Origin of the sequence: Okeania sp. SIO2B3 (genome assembly GCF_010672525.1) — a bacterium.
Classification (GTDB): domain Bacteria; phylum Cyanobacteriota; class Cyanobacteriia; order Cyanobacteriales; family Microcoleaceae; genus Okeania.
In genome coordinates this window covers 28,604-50,238 of sequence record NZ_JAAHGH010000047.1, presented here as the reverse complement: position 1 = coordinate 50,238, position 21,635 = coordinate 28,604, and the positions used below count along the sequence as shown (strand labels likewise).

The 21,635-nt window shown below is 37.3% G+C and carries 12 protein-coding genes; 6 read left to right on the top strand and 6 right to left on the bottom strand.

The window, feature by feature from the left end:
- The first annotated feature begins 228 nt into the window (after window positions 1-228).
- The gene (locus tag F6K15_RS23945) at window positions 229-1,470 is read left to right on the top strand and encodes an FIST N-terminal domain-containing protein (protein ID WP_293065280.1); all 1,242 of its coding nucleotides are present in this window, start codon (window positions 229-231) and stop codon (window positions 1,468-1,470) included.
- 379 nt (window positions 1,471-1,849) lie between these two features.
- Here the strand turns inward: F6K15_RS23945 and F6K15_RS23940 are convergent, their stop codons facing one another.
- Window positions 1,850-2,941: a metallophosphoesterase gene (locus F6K15_RS23940; RefSeq protein ID WP_293065277.1), complete on the bottom strand. Its 1,092-nt coding sequence runs from the start codon at window positions 2,939-2,941 to the stop codon at window positions 1,850-1,852.
- A 548-nt stretch (window positions 2,942-3,489) separates the two neighbouring features.
- On the opposite strand from F6K15_RS23940, the gene F6K15_RS23935 reads away from it, so the two are divergent.
- Window positions 3,490-5,184, top strand: a complete 1,695-nt coding sequence (locus tag F6K15_RS23935) for a hypothetical protein (RefSeq protein ID WP_293065275.1) — start codon at window positions 3,490-3,492, stop codon at window positions 5,182-5,184.
- A 435-nt stretch (window positions 5,185-5,619) separates the two neighbouring features.
- Here the strand turns inward: F6K15_RS23935 and F6K15_RS23930 are convergent, their stop codons facing one another.
- Window positions 5,620-6,468 (bottom strand): hypothetical protein, encoded by an 849-nt coding sequence (locus tag F6K15_RS23930; RefSeq protein WP_293065272.1) that lies wholly within the window; start codon window positions 6,466-6,468, stop codon window positions 5,620-5,622.
- Between the two features lie 367 nt (window positions 6,469-6,835).
- Complete coding sequence (locus tag F6K15_RS23925) at window positions 6,836-9,985, bottom strand: EAL domain-containing protein (RefSeq protein WP_293065269.1); 3,150 nt, start codon at window positions 9,983-9,985, stop codon at window positions 6,836-6,838.
- 630 nt (window positions 9,986-10,615) lie between these two features.
- Between F6K15_RS23925 and F6K15_RS23920 the strand changes: the two genes are divergently transcribed.
- From F6K15_RS23920 to F6K15_RS23910, 3 genes are all read left to right on the top strand, one after another.
- On the top strand, window positions 10,616-12,349 hold the full coding sequence (locus tag F6K15_RS23920) for a trypsin-like peptidase domain-containing protein (protein ID WP_293065266.1): 1,734 nt from the start codon (window positions 10,616-10,618) through the stop codon (window positions 12,347-12,349).
- Window positions 12,350-13,262: 913 nt separating this feature from the next.
- The gene (locus tag F6K15_RS23915; RefSeq protein WP_293065264.1) at window positions 13,263-14,744 is read left to right on the top strand and encodes a DUF1800 domain-containing protein; all 1,482 of its coding nucleotides are present in this window, start codon (window positions 13,263-13,265) and stop codon (window positions 14,742-14,744) included.
- Window positions 14,745-15,216: 472 nt separating this feature from the next.
- Window positions 15,217-16,443: a DUF1501 domain-containing protein gene (locus F6K15_RS23910; RefSeq protein WP_293065262.1), complete on the top strand. Its 1,227-nt coding sequence runs from the start codon at window positions 15,217-15,219 to the stop codon at window positions 16,441-16,443.
- 506 nt (window positions 16,444-16,949) lie between these two features.
- Here F6K15_RS23910 and F6K15_RS23905 read toward each other — a convergent pair.
- From F6K15_RS23905 to F6K15_RS23895, 3 genes are all read right to left on the bottom strand, one after another.
- Window positions 16,950-17,639, bottom strand: a complete 690-nt coding sequence (locus F6K15_RS23905) for a hypothetical protein (RefSeq protein WP_293065261.1) — start codon at window positions 17,637-17,639, stop codon at window positions 16,950-16,952.
- Between the two features lie 42 nt (window positions 17,640-17,681).
- Window positions 17,682-18,050, bottom strand: coding sequence for an alpha/beta hydrolase (locus F6K15_RS23900; RefSeq protein ID WP_293065259.1), 369 nt, complete (start codon window positions 18,048-18,050; stop codon window positions 17,682-17,684).
- A gap of 235 nt (window positions 18,051-18,285) precedes the next feature.
- Entirely contained in the window at window positions 18,286-19,632 is a 1,347-nt protein-coding gene (locus F6K15_RS23895; protein ID WP_293065256.1) for a nitrate/nitrite transporter, read from the bottom strand.
- 814 nt (window positions 19,633-20,446) lie between these two features.
- On the opposite strand from F6K15_RS23895, the gene F6K15_RS23890 reads away from it, so the two are divergent.
- Window positions 20,447-21,550, top strand: a complete 1,104-nt coding sequence (locus F6K15_RS23890) for an AbrB family transcriptional regulator (RefSeq protein ID WP_293065253.1) — start codon at window positions 20,447-20,449, stop codon at window positions 21,548-21,550.
- Window positions 21,551-21,635: the final 85 nt, after the last annotated feature.

Below are 21,635 nucleotides of genomic sequence, written 5' to 3'. Positions count from 1 at the left end.
TACATCGTATCCGCAGGACTCAACTTTTTCAAGGTCGGAAAGCCCTTGAGGGTATCCGCTCCCCATAGTTTGTGGGCGGAACATCAACTTTCACAGCAAGTACACATTGAAACGGGTGAGTAATGAAATTATTTGCAGTCACCGATGGCAAATGTCTAGCGCGTGTCTAGTTTTCAAGAAGGTGAAATATTAACATTGGAAATATATTCACAAGGAGCCTCCATATAGATGCAGTGGTCAAACTCTCTATCAACCCGTCCCTCATTAGAAGCAGCAGTTAAAGAAGTAGTAGAAAAAAGTTTAGAATCATTAGGAACTACAGCAGATTTAGGACTGATATTTATCTCCTCAGCTTTTACCAGTGAATATTCACGACTCATGCCTCTACTAAAAGAATATTTACCAGAAACAGTACTCGTCGGTTGTGGAGGTGGTGGTATAGTTGGTATGAATGATGATGGAAAACCACAAGAACTAGAACATCAACCAGCCATTAGCCTCAGTTTGGCACATTTGCCAGAAGTCACAGTAACAGCTTTTCACATCAGTGGAGAACAACTACCAGACTTAGACAGTTCTCCCGATGACTGGTGTAATCTAATCGGAGTACCTACCGCAGACAATCCTCAATTTATCATACTCGCTGACCCATTTTCTGCCAAAATCAATGACTTGCTTCAAGGTCTAGATTATGCTTATCCTAATTCAGCTAAAGTAGGAGGATTAGCTAGTAGTGGCCCGACAGGCAACAATGCAGGACTTTTTTGTCAAGACCGCCTTTGTGAAGAAGGAGCTGTAGGAGTCTCTCTATCTGGCAATATTATTTTAGAAACAATAGTAGCACAAGGTTGTCGGCCTATTGGTAAACCATATCGTGTTACAGAAGGAGAACGTAATATAGTTTTAGAACTTGAAGAAGTCGTTAGTTCTGACCAAATAGTGGGTGGTATTAAACAATCTCCACTAGAAGCATTACAAGGCTTAGTACAAAATCTCAACGAACAAGACAGGAAACTAGCAGAAAATTCTCTCTTTGTCGGTATAGTAAGAGACGAATTTCAGCAAAACTTAAAACAGGGAGATTTTCTGATCCGTAATTTAATTGGAGTTGATCCTAAAGCAGGAGCGATCGCCATTGGCGATAAGGTAAGGGTGGGCCAACGAATTCAATTTCATTTACGAGATGCTAATACCTCAGCAGAAGATTTAGAAATTTTACTAGAGCGCTATCAAAGGGAAGTTTCTTTCGAGGCTAAATCTACAAATAATGCTACTGCTTTAATGTTTTCTTGTTTGGGACGAGGAGAGGGACTATATGGTAAGCCTAATTTTGATTCTAGATTATTTAGTAGTTATTTGAATATCCCTATCAGTGGCTTTTTCTGTAATGGTGAAATTGGTCCGGTGGGTGGTAGTACATTTTTACATGGTTATACCTCTGTATTTGGTATTTGCCGTCAACCTTCTTGAAGAAGGAAGAAGGAAGAAGGAAGAAGGAAGAAGAAGGAAGAGGGAAGAGGGAAGAAGGAAGAGGGAAGAGGAGGAAGATTATTAAAACAAGAAAAAAAACTAAATTTCCGGTAGATATTCACTCTGGGATTTACACAAACGATAAAGTGTGGACATGATATAAATTCTAATAAAAATAGGAGTGGAAATTACACTTATGGACGATTTTTTGTGTCTTTTTTCATAAATTTTCTTTCCTATTCCCTATTCCCTTAAAAATAGGAGTAGAAATTACACTTATGGATAATTTTTTGTGTCTTTTTTCATAAATTTTCTTCCCTATTCCCTATTTCCTCTTTTCTAGAAAAGATAAAATTATGATTTTTTTAAGGAGAGTGGATTATTGCAACAGTAAGGTAGCGTTATTATCAATACTATTAGCGGCACTAAAACTTTCAAAATATTGTCTAGCGTGAGGCGGAAATTCAGGGAAGTTAAACACAGCATCACCACCTGCAATATCTGCCCAAAAATAACGCAGACTAGGAGCAAGTTTTTCTGCTTTTTCTGGTGATAAACTTACAGGAGGATTAGTCAAAAGTTTAAACATAAAACGAAAGGAGCGATCGCCAAGCCAGTTCCTAGAAATATCGCTAAGATTGGGGAAGTTAGGCAAAGAATTAACTCGATGAGATTCAATTTTTAAAGACTGCTGACCACTAGAGTCGGTAGTAAAATCAATGATTCGATAAGGATGAGGATAAGTAACTAAAGAACCAGTGGTAATTTCATAAATTCCTTGATATTCAGCAATATCCTGAACATGAAGATGACCAGTAAATATCAGCTTAACTCCAGCAGATTGAAGAATATCTAACAATGCCAACCTATTTTCTAAAATATAACGACGACCAAGGGAATTATTAGATTGATCTGGTAAATGTTCAATCACATTATGATGTATCATCACCATCACTAATTCCTCTTTCGTAGTAGTTAAAACCTGTTTCAACCAATCTAATTGTTCTGCTTCTAAACCACCCGTATATTCTTGTTTACCCGAACTATCAAACTGATTAGAATTAAGCCCAATTATTCGCACTCCAGGCAAAATTTGTTTAGTGTAATATAATCGTTCCTGATAATCAAATCCACAATGGTGATAATAACTAGGAAAATCTGCCAAACCAATAGAATAATCATTGGTGAATTTTGTCGGTACATCGTGATTACCGGGTACGACATAAACTGGATAAGGAAGTGTAGCTAATTTTTTACTTAACCAGGTATGATTTTCAAGCTCACCATCTTGAGTTAAATCTCCAGGTAATAGTAAAAAATCAATATCTAGCTTACTTAAATTTTCTAATACTACTTCAAAAGCAGGGATACTCACTTCTACCAAATGAAAACGATGTGCTTGTTCAGCAATAGTATTAGGAACTGCAATATGTAAATCACTAGCAACAGCAAATCTAAAATTCAAAGCCATCGAAAAAGTCCTCTAGAAATTAGGCTAAATCAATTATTAATTATTTCTCTAGATTTCCATTATATTTCACAATTAGCGATCAATAAAATATATGGCCTTGAAGAAGGATGAGGAGATGGGGTGATGGGGAGATGGGGAGATGGGGTGATGGGGAGATGGGGAGATGGGGTGATGGGGAGATCAAGAAATCTAGTAGACTAACACAGCTAAAATAGTGCATTAGGTCATAAGGGTAGGAGGTGGTGAGGGTTGATCTAAATTTAATGTTGAGCAAGATTAATTAAACGTGGAACCTGACCCTACTATTGCTACATCTTCGGCGTTTCAGGCCACTACGCGATTTAATATTTATTTTGCAAACATTCTCTAAAATATTCAATGAATTTTGTTATGGATAGTTCGTAAAATATATTTTTTTCCTAACTGTATTACTCGCCGCATTATTAATATATATAAACATAATAAAATGGTTGACGGTGAGAAATTATAACATTAATATAATAAAATATAATAATCATAAGGCAATCTCTAAATCCTAGGTGAAAGCAATGCCAGAAGCGGAACTTCCTGGAAACCAAGACTTACCAGAAACAAATAATCCAGTAAGTAATCAAAAACTGGGCCATAATAATGATAATGTAGACCAAATCAAACCAGCTATCGAACCAGAAATACACACATCTGTCCCAGAGGATGAGGATGACGAGTGGGAAACAGTTAATTTTCCTGATTTAATTAGTGTCGATTCAATTCCAGTAGCAGAAACAGCTTCAGCAGAAGCCAAAAATTTAGTACCAACCAATCAAAATCAACTTCCAATAAAGTCCCAGGAAATTTCAGAAATTCAAGTAGGCCCAACAGAATATTCTATCGAAGAGCTAGAATCTACAAACATCATGGAAGCTCTACATGATTGTAACCGAGAACTGGTAAATCGAGTTACAGACCTAGAAATAACCTTAGAAGAATGTCAAGAAAATCTAGAAAATCAAGAAAAGTTGCTAGAGGAAAGGACTAAAGAATTAGCAGCAACTCAACAACAGGTAACTCGCCTATTCTACAAATTAGAACTATGCAATCAAATTATTCAACGTCAGGAAGTTTTAGTAGAGTCTCTAACAGATAAATGGGATGTGAGTCAGCAACAACAGGCACAAATGGAACGGGAATGTGCCTTAACAAAACAATCTTATAGCCAACAAGTTTATCATCTCCAAGAATTAGAAAATAGTTGCAAAGAATTGCGGGCAAGACTATACCGTCAGCAGCAGCAAACTCTACAGTTTAAAGCAGCATTAGAAAGATGCTTAGAAATGCCAGGAAAAATGGATACAGTAGATCGACCAACAGAAATATCTAAAACGGAAGCATCTCCAGTAATAGTATCTGAGGGTAGCTCTGTATCTGAACCTCAAAAACAAGAAAATCCTTTTGTCAACCTTAACACCACAAAGCTCCCCTTACTAAACTCAGAACCAGTTAAACCTTGGTCTCCACAGCCAAAAAATCAGCAACAAAAAGAAGCTATTTTTAGCAAGAAAGAAAAAAACATTGCCAAAATTAACCTTGGCAAGAAAATAGATCTACCACAAGCTTCAGCAGAACCTGAACAAGTAGAATTATCAGACCAAAATACTCCTCAAAATGAGTTACCTCAAGAGGTCAGTGCAAGTCAATTAAATCCTAGTTTACCCTCATTTAGTAGAATAGATGAAGAACCAAGTTATGAATTGATAGATGAAACATCATCAACAATGGCGTTAGAAGAGATAGAGTCAGAAGAATATGTAGTTATGGAGGAAAACTATTTAGATGAATATCAAAATCAATCTCAGGAAGTAGAAAAATTAGAAGAAAATAACATAATAGTAAAAGAATATCTAGAAGGTGATACTTCTGAATATGAATCAATAGCAACAGTTAAAAGTGAACGTATATCATGGAATATAGCTACAGGAAAGTGGAATGTTAGTGAGTATAAAGAAGATCCAGAAAAAGAAATAGATGCAGAAGACTTTTTTGAAGTATCAGAGGATGTGCAGCAAGATCGAGAACAGACAACCCCAGCAGTGAGTAAACTGCATCTACCAACTTGGGAACCACTTGTATTTGAACCTGAAGTTATTGAAGAAGATGTGGTATCAGAAGTACCACAAAAACAGCACCTGTCACTAGCAGCAATAGATTTACCCAGCTTTCCTAGAATTCCTATTGACGATCAACCATCGGCAGTGAATGAGTAAAATAAACATCTCCGAAAAAGAATCTATAAACGTCGATCAGGAGCAGGGAAAATAGGAAAATTTGCTCTGGATAAATAGCAGAGTTTGTTGGAAAGCGCTATTCAATGGACTGTATATAACCTTTCTAAAAGGGTTGCTCAAATAGGAATATCTATTTTCTGGAGATATCGGCATTGGTAATTTGAGGTATGACATCATGTCCGCAGAAGAGCACTATAGAACTCCGTGACCTTTACCCGAGCAAAAAACTTTCTCCTTCTATTCCTCTTTCTTCTTCTTTCTTCCCCTCCTGGGAGGGGCGAGGGGTGGGTTGACTCCTGAGGACTGACTCCTGACTCCTAAGTAATTAAGATTAATATCATACACGCGCTTTACCAACGCCTAGATGTCTAATATAATTTGTCAGAAGCAAGTAATAGACTAGAAAATATTTACTTACATGACAACCGCATCTGGATCGTCAGTAAGACCTGTTCCCCGCACCTCTGTATCACCAGCCCATTCAGAGCCATCAAAAACATTATACCAAAGCCAGCCACTATCTCCCCGGCCTTGGTGAAACACATAGATTTGGTCATTGTATACTACTGCTGATGGACTCGAAGTCATTCCTGTTCTCTTGACCTCTGTATCACCAGCCCATTCAGAGCCATCAAAAACATTATACCAAAGCCAGCCACTATCTCCCCTACCTTGGTGAAACACATAGATTTGGTCATTGTATACTACTGCGGATGGACCCGCAGTCATTCCTGTTCTCTTAACCTCGGTATCACCAGCCCATTCAGAGCCATCAAAAACATTATACCAAAGCCAGCCACTATCTCCCCGGCCTTGGTGAAACACATAGATTTGGTCATTGTATACCACTGCTGATGGATCGGCAGTCATTCCTGTTCTCTTAACCTCGGTATCACCAGCCCATTCAGAGCCATCAAAAACATTATACCAAAGCCAGCCACTATCTCCCCTACCTTGGTGAAACACATAGATTTGGTCATTGTATACTACTGCGGATGGACCCTCGCTGATACCTGTGTCGGGTACTTTTTGATCGCCTGCCCATTCAGAGCCATCAAAAACATTGTACCAAAGCCAGCCACTATCTTCCATGCCCTGGTGGAACACATAGATTTGATCATTGTATACTACTGCTGATGGACCCGCAGTAATACCTGTATTGGGTACTTTTTGATCGCCAACCCATTCAGAGCCATCAAAGGCATTAGACCAAAGCCACCCATTGTCTCCTCTGCCTTCGTGGAACACATAAATATTGCTCATAAGATTATTGTCACCAATTAAATAATTATCCAAACATTATCATACTATGTCATAACTACTTAAAGCTTATTATCAAAAAACTTAGCTCATAACAAATTCATAAGAAGTTGCATAGAATAATATTTTAATCAGAGTTGACTGTAGATAGAGATAGACAAGTTATATCAAATCCGGTAGCATCGATATAAAATCTTTTGAAGGTAGGAGTCAGGAGTCGTAGGGGCGATTCGCGTAATTAGGAGCATTCCGCAACGGAAATCGCCCGTATAGGAGTCAGGAGGAAAAACAGTACCATTACCATGCAGGACTACCTATGCTTTTTTTCTTATTCTCTCTTCCATCTTCTTTCTTACTTATTCCCTTTTAACTATTTTTCCGAAGAGTTGATTGTAGAAATTAAACTTGTTGCTTTTGTCATATCTAGGGGTTTAGAAAATAAATAACCCTGAGCATATTCACACTTTAACGCTTGTAGTTGAAGAACTTGCTCTACAGTTTCTACTCCCTCAGCTACAACATTTATACCTAAATTATGAGATAAAGTAATAATTGAACGGATAATTTCTGTGGGGTCAATTGAACCCTCACTTACCAGATTAGCAACGCCTATTCTATTCACAAAAGAACGATCGATTTTCAAAGTATTCATCGGGAAACGGTGTAAATAATTTAAAGAAGAATATCCCGTACCAAAATCATCAATACATAACTCAATATTCCGCGCTCTTAACTGAGACATTTTTTCTGTAACAAACTCATAATTTTCTATTAAAGCACTTTCAGTAATTTCCAGTTTTAAATTACTACCATCAAGCTGAGTTTCTAAGAGAATTTGGTCAATTTGTTCGATTAAATCTGCTTGAGCAAATTGTTTCACAGACAAATTAACACTCATTTTTAAAGGATAACTATTGGAAAATTCATTTTGCCATTGACGTAACTGCCGACAAGCTTCTCTCAATACCCACAAACCAAGAGGTATAATTAACCCTGTTTCCTCTGCCACAGGAATAAATTCAACAGGAGAAATTATACCTAATTCTGGATGTTGCCAACGCACTAGGGCCTCAAAACCAATAATATTGTTTGTAGCGAGGGAAACAATTGGCTGATAGTTAAGCACAAATTGAGATTGAGCGGTAGGTTGATTTTTAATAGCTTGTAGAGCGCTTTGTAAATTGCTCTCCAACTTTAAACGTTTCAGAAGTTGAGTGTGCATAGAGGTACAAAAAATTTGATAACATCCTCTACCTATATCTTTGGCAGATTGCATAGCTATTTCTGCATCTCGTAAAAAATTTTCTGCTGACCCTATAGTCGTGGAGTTGAGAGCAATACCAATACTAGCAGTAATAAATACTTCATTTCCTTCTAAAATAATTGGCGAAGTTAGTTGTTCGTGAATGCGATTAGCAATACAGGTAGCATCACTAATTCCTGAAATATATTCTAGTAAAATTACAAACTCATCTGCACCAAGACGAGCAACTGTATCTCCAGGAGAAACCAATGCTTTGAGTTGTTTTGCGACCGCAATAATCAGTTGATTTCCCATGCTATGACCAAGACTATCATTAACAACTTTAAATCGGTCAAGGTCTACAAATAGGACGGCAAAGGAAAAATTTTGGCGACGTTCCGCATATTTAATTGTTTGCTCCAAACGATCCATAAACAGAGTACGATTAGGAAGATGAGTCAGTGGATCATGTAGTGCATCATGTTTTAATTGTTCTTCAATTAGCTTGCGTTGAGTAATATCATGACTATTAATAATAATACCTGCTACCGCTGGGTCGTGTAAAAGGTTAGTGACAACACCTTCAAAAAAGCACCAAGAACCATTACTATGCTTAACTCTATACTCAATAGGTGGTTGACTAATACCAGGATTTTCAGTTGCTTTGTGAAAAGTGTGGGTGATGAGGGATAAATCATCCATATGAATTAGATCGAAAATACCCTGACCAACAGTTTTTTCTGGTATATATCCCAAAACTCTTATTAGTGATGGACTAATATAACGAGAGATTCCGTCAACATCAATAATCAAAATTAAATCGTTAGCATTTTCAATTAGGGCACGAAACTTCACTTCATGATTTCGTAAGGCTTGTTGTGCTTGTTTGCACTCTGTAATATTATGGATAAGCATCATCATAGCTACAAGCTGCTGTTGACTAGCAATAACAGTTTCTTCTGCGTGCTTATATTGTGTAATGTCTGTATTTGTTCCCATCATTCTGTTCGTTATTCCTTTTTCATTTTGAATAGCAACTCCGCAACAAAAAAACCATCGGTAACTGCCATCTTTATGTTGCATCCTATGTTCGATTTCGTATTTTGGTGTCAGTCCTGCTAAGTGAGCATTTTTTGCTGCCATTGCCTGTTCTCGATCTTCTGGGTGCACCAATTGATGCCAATCATCCATCATGTTTCTAATTTCCCAATCTTGATAACCAAGCATTCCTTTCAATATAGGATCGAGGTAAATTGCATTTGTTTGTAAGTCCCATTCCCAAATTCCCACATGACCTGCTTCAATGGCAAGAGCATAACGTTCCTGACTTTTGCGTAGATGCTCTTCTACTCGCTTGCGTTCAGCGATTTCTATTTGTGCTTGTTGATATAGTTCAGCTTGATGAATGGCAATGGCACAATGGTCAGCAATTGATGTCAATAGAGATAGTTCATCTTCAGTCCATTTTCTTTCTCGATCGCACTGGTCTAGAAGAATTCCACCAAGGTAAGTATCCTGATACAACAGGGGTGTAATTAAGACTGAAATCACTTGACACTCGTCAATAATATTTTTAACTTCTGAGTCTATGGTTGTATCGAATTTGCTGATTTTTACTTGTTCTCCTGTAGCGAGTAATTCTGAATAATATTGATGAACATCGTAACAAAAACTAACTTGACGATCGCATTCAACCGTCATATTATTTAAGTGACAAAGATTAATGTTTTTCTGATAGTCCAGCCTGACAATTATACAATGACTAACTTGCAAAACCTCATGTAACTGCTCGACAGTATTTTGCAGGACTTCATCCAGTAATAAAGTATTACGCATTCCTTGAACAATGCGATTAATAATTGCTTCTTGTTGAGCTTGTTGTTGTAACTTGAGAATGGCACGTTGCTGTTCTTTTTTTAACCTAAATTCAGCGATCGCTCGCTCTAAAATAATTGATAAACTCAATAATCTATCTTTGAAAATATAATTATCAACTCCTGCTTTTAAACATTCAAAAGCTTTCTCTTCTTGTAAATCATCTGTGATTAAAATCACAGGGACTTCTTGTCCTGATTTTTGCAGTAATTTTAGCATCTCGAAAATATCAAAATCTGCTAAATAATAATCTGACAATATCGCATCATATACATTATCTTGAAGCAATTTTTGGTATTTTAGTTTGCTGTCTGCAACATTATAGGTAAATTCTACACCATGAGACTTTAAGGTGCGTACTATGAGCGCTAAATCTTCCATCACATCTTCTACAATTAGCAAATTTAGTTCTTTGCTAGATTTTAGTATTTTTTGATACTCGATCTTTTTTCGCTCCACCATATCAAAGTCACTTCAACAGAATCAGTTTAATTTATTATAATCTATGTTTTATATAGGCTACAACATTAAGTTTTAGAAACATCATTAAATCAATAGCAGTACTCTTGGGAATAGAGGTATATATAGTTTTGTATTATCAATACAAGTCATAGCATTTTTTGGGCAAATAGTAAAGGCTTCAAAAGTATTTAACGACTGTTATTAGTCCGAGAGTTTAGCAACTTTGTTGCTTGAGCCTAACAAAATGAACTTTTCTCATACTACTGTTTAAGTTATAGAATTTTTGCCATAGTTTAGTTTGAGAAGTATCATACCACTGAATCGAATTCATGCCACACAAAAGTTGCTCTTGAACTATTCGTAATTAACTTTAGCAGCTATATTTTATCTTTAAACAAAGAATCAATACTTGAAGTAAAAATAAATTATAGAAGGTTAAACACAGATACATGATATAATGTCTGTAATAGTATTTATACTAGGCGAAAAATACCTGTTTCGGTTGAGAAGCTAAGTAAAATCTTTGATTAAACATCTGAATAAAAAAGACTATTACTGACAAATAAAAAAATGAATTTTCAGAGAATCATTACCATAATCATTATTAGTATTTTATCTCTCAAGACTATTAATATCAGAAACTTAATCATTAGTATCACTACCTTAATACCACTAATAACATCAGAAGTTGCTCTGAGCTTAACAGAATCAGAAATCAACAAAATAGCAGGAGAAATTACAGTTAGAATTGATGGACCAAACAGAGGTGGTTCAGGTGTAATTGTCGAAAAACAAGGAGATGTCTATTATATACTTACCAACTGGCACGTTGTCAATAAAGTAGGAGATTATCAAGTACGCACACCCGATGGAGAAATGCATCCAGTTTACTATACTCTCATTAAACAAGTACCAAATGTAGATTTAGCGGTTGTGCCATTTACCAGTTCTCAAAATTACCCTGTTGCCGAAACAGGAGACCCAACTCAGTTAGTTCAAGGAAAAGCAGTTTTTGTGGGGGGATGGCCACGTTCAGGCAGTAACCTCCAACAACGAATTTTTCTGAGTACACCAGGGGTAGTCAAAGGGCGTCAGCAACCTATCGGTGGTTATAGTTTACTTTATGATAACTTAGTCAGAGCAGGGATGAGTGGCGGACCAGTGCTAGATACAGAAGGTCGTCTAGTCGCTATTAACGGTATTGTCAAATTGCAAGAAGACTCTGACGCGATCGTTTCTGGAGGAATAGAGATTAATACTTTTTGGAGGTGGCGACAACAGGTTTCGTTGCCAACCATTTCTCAACAACCCCAGACTGCTAAAATTACAACCACTCCAACAGAAGCAACAAACCCTGTTTCTACAAAAATATCTACAAAAGAAAATGGCACAGAAACTGCCGTAAATTTTACTCTGGCAAAGGCAATTTCCAATGAAGTAGGTGGAATAGTGAATTCTGTAGTTGCTTTAAATTCCCATATCATCAGTGGTAGTAGTAACGGGATGATTTCAGTCAGGGATATTAAAAATGGCGAAATCATAGCCACTTGGAAAGCTCACAAAGAATCAATAAATTCAGTGGCAGTAACTCCCAATGAAGAGTTAGTTATCAGTGGTAGTGATGACAAAACTATCAAAATCTGGAAACTACCCAAAAATAAAAATGTCACTGATATTACTCTGGTGCAGACCCTCACTGGGCATAACGATGTGGTAGATGCAGTAGCGATCGCTCCTGACGGTGAAATGTTGGTAAGCGGGAGTTGGGATCGAACTATTAAAATTTGGAATTTAAGTAGTGGAGAGTCGATCCGCACCTTAGAAGGACATTCTGAGATTGTTAATGCGATCGCCATTAGTCCTGACGGTCAATTTCTAGCTAGTGGTAGTAAAGATAATATGATTAAATTATGGAACCTACAAACAGGTCAACTAATTCGTAATATAAATACTAATTCTCTATCAATTTTGTCTGTAGTTTTCAGTCCTGATAGTCAGATATTAGCTAGTAGTAGTAGTGATGGCACGATTAACATTTGGAACTTGCAGACAGATGAATTAATTCATAGTTTAAAAGAACATATAGATGGAGTATGGTCAATTGTTATTACTCCTAATGGTAAAACTTTAATTAGTAGCAGTTGGGATAAAACTATTAAGTTTTGGGAGCTGAGTACAGGTAACTTAAAAGGTAGTTTAAACGGACACACCAGTTATATTAGTACAGTAGCAATTAGTCCTGATGGTCAAACAATAATTAGTGGTGGTTGGGACCGGAAGATTAATATTTGGAAACTTCCTTAACTTCAGTCAAAATTAAGCATAGTTCAACAATGAATAATGAATAATGAATAATGAATAATTACCTCTCCTTGAAAGAAGAGGATTGACAAACAGATGAAAATTTTTCTTTATTATCCCCTTAAAAGGGGAGGCTTTAAACCACAATTTTTTTCGGTAATTAGAGAAGATAAGATAATTCCTGATTTTTACAGATAAATTTTGTAGTGGTCAAATCAAAAAAAATCAGTTATGATTGTTGAAAGATGCTGCTTTCATTAATTGATAATTACCTCTCCTTAAAAGGGAGAGGTAAGACAAATCAGGAAAAAATTTATTCTCTTGGTCGATTGGATATGGCGAGGAAACCTCGCCATCTCTCGACCGCTTTTTTCCCCTTGAAATGGGAGGCTAATAAACCCGAATTGTTTAATTATTTAATTATTTAATTATTTAATTATTTAATTATTAATTATTCGGTAAATAATGGTAAGCATTTCCTGCGGAATGCTTCCCTACGGGATGCTACGCAAACACAAACAGCTATTAGCTGTCAGCTAGCCTCCTGCAGAGGAACTGCGTTAACAGCAACAAGACTCTCTTCTTAAGGACAGTGTTTAAATTAAAGACTGACTTTAAGGGCAAGGGAGACAACTTTTATAGTAAGACAATTAATCAAGCTTCTATCCTAAATTAAAATCAATAGCTGATAGCTGATGGCTGACGGCTGAATGCTTACAAATAATGTTTAATAAAAGTAACAACTTTCAGAATAAGACTCCCATACAAATATATATAGCAATAGAAAGATAGGGCACGGACATAGACTGATAATAATCTTTAGATAGGGAAATATTTTTCCTACTGTTCTCTGTTTCCTGCTATAAATTCAATCCCACTAATCAAAATATGAGAGTATTTACAGGAGGAATAATTAATGAAAAAAACCTCTAGGTACTGGATTATATCTCTGCTATTAAGCTTAATTATCTGGTTAGGATTACCAAGTCCTAGCTACGCTGATAGTCAATCTATTAACACCCAAACTATCCATCTTTTGAATCGTCTAAGTTTTGGTCCTAGACCCGGAGAGATAGAACGAGTTAAATCAATGGGAATTAACAGTTATATTCAGTCTCAACTTCAACCAGAAACCATTAGAGAACCTCAACAATTAACTAATCAACTGTCAACATTAACAACCTTAGACTTAAACCCAGTTCAACTCTATAACAAGTATGGCCCCCTACCTCCCAGAAAACAAAAAAAACTAACTCAAAAACAAAAAGAAGCAAGAATTAATCGAATGAGAATCATTCTGAACGAAGCCAGAAAAGCAAACTTCCTCAGAGCAATATTGAGTAATAGACAACTCCAAGAAGTAATGATTAATTTTTGGTTCAATCACTTCAGTGTTTCTGTAAGTAGAGGAAGACCAATTCGCGTCTGGATAGGTACTTATGAAAGAGATGCAATTAGACCTTATGCACTTGGTAACTTTCGGACTTTATTAGGAGCAACAGCTCATCATCCAGCCATGTTATTCTATTTAGATAATTGGCTAAATACTGCACCTGGAAGTAAAGGTGCTAATAACACATTTAAAGGTTTAAATGAAAATTATGCCCGCGAACTTATGGAACTTCACACTCTCGGAGTAGATGGAGGTTATAAACAACAAGACATAGTAACTTTAGCAAAAATTTTTACTGGGTGGGGAATTATACGTCGAACAGGAGATGGTAGCGGATTTAAGTTTTATCCAGACCGCCACGATAATAGTGACAAAATATTTCTAGGAATACCGATCCAAGGAGGTGGGATAGAAGAAGGAGAAAAAGCCTTAGATATTCTGGCAAAGCATCCATCTACTGCTCGTTTTATTAGCTATAAATTAGCTCAATATTTTGTGGCAGATCGGCCTCCAGGAGCTTTAGTTAATCAACTAGCTCAAACATTTCAAGAAACTAATGGTAATATTCGTTCTGTTTTAGAAACCTTGTTCAACAGTAGTGAATTCTGGAATGAAAACTACTACGACCGCAAATTTAAAACTCCGTACCAATATATTATTTCTGCAGTTAGAGCAACAGGAACTAATAAATTTAGATGGAACCAAATTGCTGGAATGTTATACCAATTAGGAATGCACATTTATGCTTGTGGCACTCCTGATGGTTATAAAAATACTAAAGAAGCATGGTTAAACTCTGATGCAATGATGCGTAGAATTAGCTTTGCCACAAATATCTCCCGTGGTCAGTTAAACCAAGGAAAACCCAAACCGATAAACCGTCAGCAACTTTCTGCAACTTTAGGAAATAATTTTTCTGCTCAAACTCAAGCAATAATCAAAAATAGCCCAAACGATGTACAAGCAGCTTTAATGTTAGGTAGTCCAGAAATGATGTACAAATAAAGATGGAGGAGTCAGGAGTCAACCCACCCCTAACCCCTCCCAGGAGGGGGACTTAGGAGTCAGGAGGGAAGAAAGAAGAGGAGGAAAAGGAGAAAGTTTTTTGGTCGCGTAAAGGTCACGGAGTTCTATCGCGCTCTTATCCAGACATGATATTAGACATCTCTTCTAAAAGTAGGGAGTAGCAAATCTATCCCTTCCCATAAGTTTTAGAAGTATCGCAGGGTGAGGACCCACCCCTACTCCCAACAACTCTAATAAGTATTCAACTGGATTTAATATTAGAGGTAATATCAAATCAGTTTTATTGGACATAAAAAAATTTTCCAATCGCCATAACTACGCTCATCAAAGTGATTCTTTCTACTCCTGACTCGCTCCTCCCCTCCCCCTCCTGGGAGGGGGAGGGGCGAGGGGTGGGTTGACTCCTAAAAACTTAACCATTCTATAACTGTTTAACCGGATTTAATATAATATGAAAAGACGTAATTTTTTACAATTTGCCAGCTTACTATCAGCTTCAGGAATAATCTCTGTTGGTAGTCATGGTTGGGTAGCAAAAGGATTAGCTCAAACCAATAACCGTAAACGATTAATAGTTATTTTTCTCCGAGGAGGAGTCGATGGATTAAATGTAGTTATTCCCCATCAGGAATACACTTATTATAATGCACGACCAAAAATAGCAATTCCTGCTCCAGGAGAACCAGAAGGAGCGATCGACTTAGACGGCCAATTTGGCTTACATCCTGCTCTAGCAAGTATCATACCCCTCTGGCAAAATCGCAGTTTAGCATTTGTTCACGCCTGCGGTTCAAACAACGACACTCGCTCCCATTTTGATGCTCAATATTATATGGAAACAGGTATTCCAGGTAATAAAAAAATACCCGATGGATGGATGAATCGTTTGTTAGCAAATCTGCCAAAAGATAAACCTACTCAAGCAGTAAACTTAGGAGATATACCACCTCGCATTCTCATGGGTGCAATGCCAGTTGCTAGTCTTCCCACCGGGAGAAAATCAACCCGTAGTTTACCCATAGACCGCCCTAAAATTTATGAAGCATTCGATCGCCTTTATAGTAGCAATGACGAACTTAGTAGAGTTTACCAAGAAGGTCGCCAAGCAAGAGATTTACTACTAGCTGACTTACAGGAAGAAATGGAAGCGGCTTCAGCAGGAGCGCCACCCCCCCAGGGTTTTGCTGGTGATGCCAAAAATTTAGCTCAAATTATGGTTGGTGATTCTAAAACACAATTAGGGTTTCTCGCTCTCGGTCATTGGGATACTCATGTTAACCAAGGAAGCAGTCAAGGTGCTTTAGCGAGAAGACTAAAACCTCTAGGGGAAGGTTTGGTTACTTTAGTTCAGGAGTTGGGTCCGCTTTATTCAGATACTGTGATTTTAGTAATGTCAGAATTTGGTCGCACAGTTAATGAGAATGGTAATGGTGGCACCGATCACGGTCATGGTAATGTAATGTGGGTCTTAGGTGGTGGCGTGCGTGGTGGTCAGGTTTACGGACAATGGCCTGGTTTGGATGAATCAGAATTGTTTCAGAAACGCGATCTAGCGGTGACAACGGACTTCCGCGATGTGATTTCTAGTGTTTTAGAGCAGCATCTTGAGATTGAGCGATCGCAAATAGCACGAATTTTTTCTGGTTATTCTTCTAATCAGCGTTTGGCTTTATTGTGAAATATGTAATGGTTGATGATTTGGTGGTAAGAGTATTAATTCTTCTTCTGAGGGCGAATGAGGGCGAATGCCATTCGCCCCTACATATGGCATTTTCAAGGTAAATTTGCGTCAGTTATGATTATATGGTAGTCCTGCTTGCGTAATAGTTTACAGGAAAAAGGAATATCTAGCACGGGAGCAAGATGCTCCCACTGCCGTGCTTCATAAAAATCAGTTAATATATTTACAGCGCTTTTCATATTGATGACCTCACGTCATAACCAAAAACCTGTAGGGGCGAGTGGCATTCGCTTCATAAAAATCAGTTAATATATTTACAGCGCTTTTCAAATTGATGAACCACATCGTCATAACCAAAAACCTGTAGGGGCGAATGGCATTCGCCCTCTTGATTTAGTGTCCGTGCATAAGTCCTGTAGATGCAACTAATCTTGCTGAAATACCTCATTTGCTTCAGAATAGTGGTTAACTTAACTACTTGCAATGGTTGTTAGTGTTAGTTATTACTTTTCTGACAAAGAAATATCACGAAACTCAACCTTGATATCGTTTTTGTAGTAAGAACTTCCCAACCATGAACTAATTTGAAAAACTTCTATCTTATTAACTTCAAGTGGCACATTATCAAAAGTAATAGTAGCTTCTATTGGTACGTCTGTGATCAAATTGTTTTTAGCACGGCGCGTTCCACTATATGTTCCTAATTCAACCCGTGTTGCTATATATTCTTTACCTGCCTCAAATATCCTGCTTCTTCTAGCGCTAGAATCATTTGAATACAAGTAGAACTCAACATTTTCTTGTTTGCTAGTGATTAGTAGAGTACAGCTAATTGTTTGACTGTTTGGACTGACATTAGATTTTTGGCAACCTTTAAGTTCATAGCTAGTTTCATCTACCACTAAAACACCAACATTGCCCCAATAAGTTTTTTGCTTTTCGCAATACACTTGTATAGGAATTTTACCTAGCTTTTTTTGATTCCTATGAACATTTGTTAGCTCTCGCAACCGTGGATGGTGAGCTTCCAATTCATCAATACTAACCGTAGTTCGGAGAACCCAACCCATATACTTAACCAAATTGGCTATATTAGATCCAGAATGGGGTGTAGAAAAGAAAACAATACCTTTAGTTTGGTCTAAAATTGCCTTCCATTCTGGAATCCCAAAATCTATTGCATGGCGCAGCATCTGTTTTACTAAAAGTCCTCCCATGCTGTGGGTAATAAAAAATCAGGGGCGATCGCCAATTTTGTAGGAGTCAAGAGTTGCCAGAATATTAGTGGCGCGATCGGCTAAAGGCATTGTAGTACCCTTCCACTCAAAAGATTTTAGGTTGTATTCTAGAGACCAAATGCCCATATCTGGTAAATCTTCTCCCAACCAAGCAGGCCAAAAATTGTTATCATCACTTTTTTCTTGAGGATGCCAAGTTTTACGAGGGTCTCCATCCAACCCATGAACAAAAATTACATCTCCAGTACGGTTTTGGTTATCACAGCCAGATATTTGTATGATTCTTGATTCACTCATAATTTCCCCTATTACTTTTTCTGCTCTTTGTGACAACCGTTTTGATTTAGTTTCCGGAAATATTTCCAATAAGTCAGCCTAGTTAGCCAAAATTTTTAATATTATTGTAGTGCTTTAATAATACGACTGTCAAGATGAAAGCCATAAACATCCATAATATTTAGAGGAGGACATTTTCATTATACTCAGGACTTATGCACGAACACGAAATCAAGTGAGGGCGAATGCCATTCGCCCCTACATATGGCGTTTTCAAGGTGAATTTGCGTAAGTCCTGATACTAATCATCCGGACCTGATATAATTCATCTATCAAGTTTGCGAGGGTGACGGGCAAAAAAGGTGAGAATTAAAATCAAAATTACCAATATCAAACAACCGTAAAGACCAGGTTGATAAGAACCCAATTTATCCTTAAAAATAGCTAAAAAAGAAGGTCCTATTGCACTAGCTATCACCAAAATCATCATCTGAAAACCAGAAATAGCACCCAAATAAGCTCTACCAAAAAAACGCGGTAAAGCCACTGCGGATAAAGTACCAAAACATCCCGAACTAATACCAAATCCGACAATAGTTAATACCCGAAATAACGGCACGCCAAGATTAGCAATAGAAGCAACACCTATTGCCTGACTAACCATCATCACCATGAATAAATATTTGATATTAACTCGGTCTGCAGCCACCCCCATCAAATAACCAACAATTGTAGATACAACCGCCTGGGGTAAAAATATACTCACTGTCTGTACTTGGGATAATCCAAATTCGGCACCAATATCAACGATATGAAAAGTGATACCTGTAACTATCAAAGCTTGTGAAGATAATACTAATGTCACCACCCAAAACATAATTGTGGCTATAGCTTCAGCGCGGGTAAAATCTTGCAAGTTGTTTTCAGATGAGTTTTCTACTTCAACCGTAGATGTTTGTAATTCTCCATCCATTAATAAACCACATTCTTCAGGAAGATCGCGATAAAATAACCACCCTATTAACCCCATACCAATACCAACAACTGCTGCCATAGTTAGCCAAGCATTTCGCCAACCTAAAATATTAATCAATGAACTGAAAATTAAGGGCGCAATAGAAAACCCCAAAGCCATGAATACACCATTAAGACCAGAAACAAAACCCCGACGACGGTTAAACCATTTACCGAGAGTTGTACGACTGATCATGGTTAACATACCTTGACCGGAAAAACGCAAGCAGACAAAACCTAATATCAGTATTAATAGCGCTATAGTTGAATAGGGAATTTTAGGAAATGCGTTACTGATGAGGATGGCTAGGCGATCGCTAAAACTGAGATAACACAAAGTTAAAGCCAAACCTACTGATGCACAAACAACAGTTACTCGCGCCCCAAAACGGTCTAGCAATATTCCGCCATAAGGCAATAGTAAACCACTGGTCAAAGTACCAAAAAAATAAGCATTACTCAATTGTAACCTTGACAGACCAGTAGCAGCTAGTAAATAGTCAGTGAAAGCACTCATCCCAATAGTTTGACCGGGGATGCTCATTATTACCCCAATAGTGCAAACAATTAAAATTATCCAACCATAAAAAAACGGGAAATTTTTAGGAGTGAAAGGATAGTCGGGATGTAACAGATTTTTGGGAGTAATTTTAAGCATGGTTAAATTAGGGAATAGGGAATAGTTCAACAATGAATAATGAATAATGAATAATGAATAATTACCTCTCCTTGAAAAGAAGAGGATTGACAAAGAGATGAAAATTTTTCTTTATTATCCCCTTAAAAGGGGAGGCACATACCCACAATTTTTCGGTAATAGGGAACAGTTAATAGGGAACAGGTAATAGGGAACAGGTAATAGGGAACAGTTAATAGGGAACAGTTAATAGGGAACAGTTAATAGGGAACAGTTAATAGGGAACAGGTAGGGACGTTGCATGCAACGTCCCTACAGATTATTTCGTTTTATTTCGTTTATGGGTTGTTCGGGAGCAAGTTAAAGTCATAATTATGGTGATGTTCTCCAGTAAATAGACATAGGCGTGAAAATAAACTTGCCCTTTATTTGCTATAAACTAGAGTGTAATAACTAAAACAATCATTTTCCGTGTTTTTTTCCTCAAAAAATCTTCCCTGTTCCCTATTCCCTACTTTTACAAAAAGTCTATATCTTTTTAACGCCTATGTCTAATAGACATCTCCAAAAATAAAAAAGAAAATCAATTATCGTACATAAATTATCAATTATTTCTTCCTGTTCCCTATTCCCTATTCCCTATTCCCTCTTTTGGTGGAGATGTCTAATATAAATGTTCAACTACAATAACTAATATTAATCTGTTGGCACAGGAATATTGTCAAAAGTGTATGGTGATACCTGAATATGTTGAAAACTTACCCCAGTATATTGACAATTCTAAAGCTGCCAGAATAGATATAAGTTATCTGCCAAATTTTATATATTGTTAAGCGTGTTAAACAACCAAAAGATTATCTCCAAATTATCAACTATCAAAAGTACCATTGTCCCCATAACCTTAGCTATTTTAGTAGGTTTTATATTCGACTGGCTAAACTTTCCTGTCGGTTGGTTACTTGGGCCAATGATTGCCGGAATTATCTATGCGATCGCTCAAGGTACTCCCCAACCGTTACCAAGAGTAACAATGATGATGGGCAAAGCAATAATTGGTATTGCTACAGCATTTCGCTTTTCACCAGAAACAATTCGTTTAATTAGCACTTACGCTATTCCTGTAGTGGGATGTATTTTCATCACTGCTGCCTTGACTATGTTGAAAGGCTACTTGTTGTCGCTGTGGAGTGGAGTTAGTCGCTCTACAGGTTTTCTGGCATCTATTCCTGGTACTGCTTCTGCTATTGTTGCTATGAGTGAAGAACTAGGTGCAGACCTTATTGCTGTTGCTCTCCTCCAATATTTGCGATTGTTCTTAGTGGTATTCATTGTACCAACTGCCACCATCTTGATGTTTCCAGCTATTGAACAGACTCAAACTACAACTTTATTAGCATCAGGTAAAGCAAGCATACCCATGTTTGTGAATTTATTAGTAGTAGCAGGATGTTGTGGTTTAGGAATTTGGGGCGGAAAATTATTACGTTTGCCTTCCTCTGCTTTTTTAGGTAGTTTTATAGTTGGGTTAACTACTTTCTGGGTAGCGCCATATCAATTACAAGTTCCTCAATGGTTATTTGCAGTCGGCCTCCTGCTAGTAGGAATTTCTATAGGCGTTCAGTTGGACTGGGAAAATGCTCGTAAATTGTGGAAAGCTATTTTAATTGATATCGGACTGATAATAGGGTTAATTATCGGTTTCTTTGGAGTAGGTTACGCGTTTTATAATTTGACAGAGGTGGACTTAATTACTTCTCTTTTAAGCTTCACCCCAGGGGGGTTAGAAGCCATGATCGCAACTGTTAATGAGTTGGGTGGTGATGCTGGTTTAGTGTTGGCAATTCAACTGACTCGAATGTTAACTATTATCTTAGTGGGACCTGGGTTGACAACTCTGATACTTAAGAGAATGAAAAGCTCTAGTTTTATCTCAAAATAGGGAGTAGGGGAGTAAGGGAGTGGGGGAGTGGGGGAGTGGGGGAGATTGAATATTGAAGTAATTATAGAGTTATAAAGATATAGCA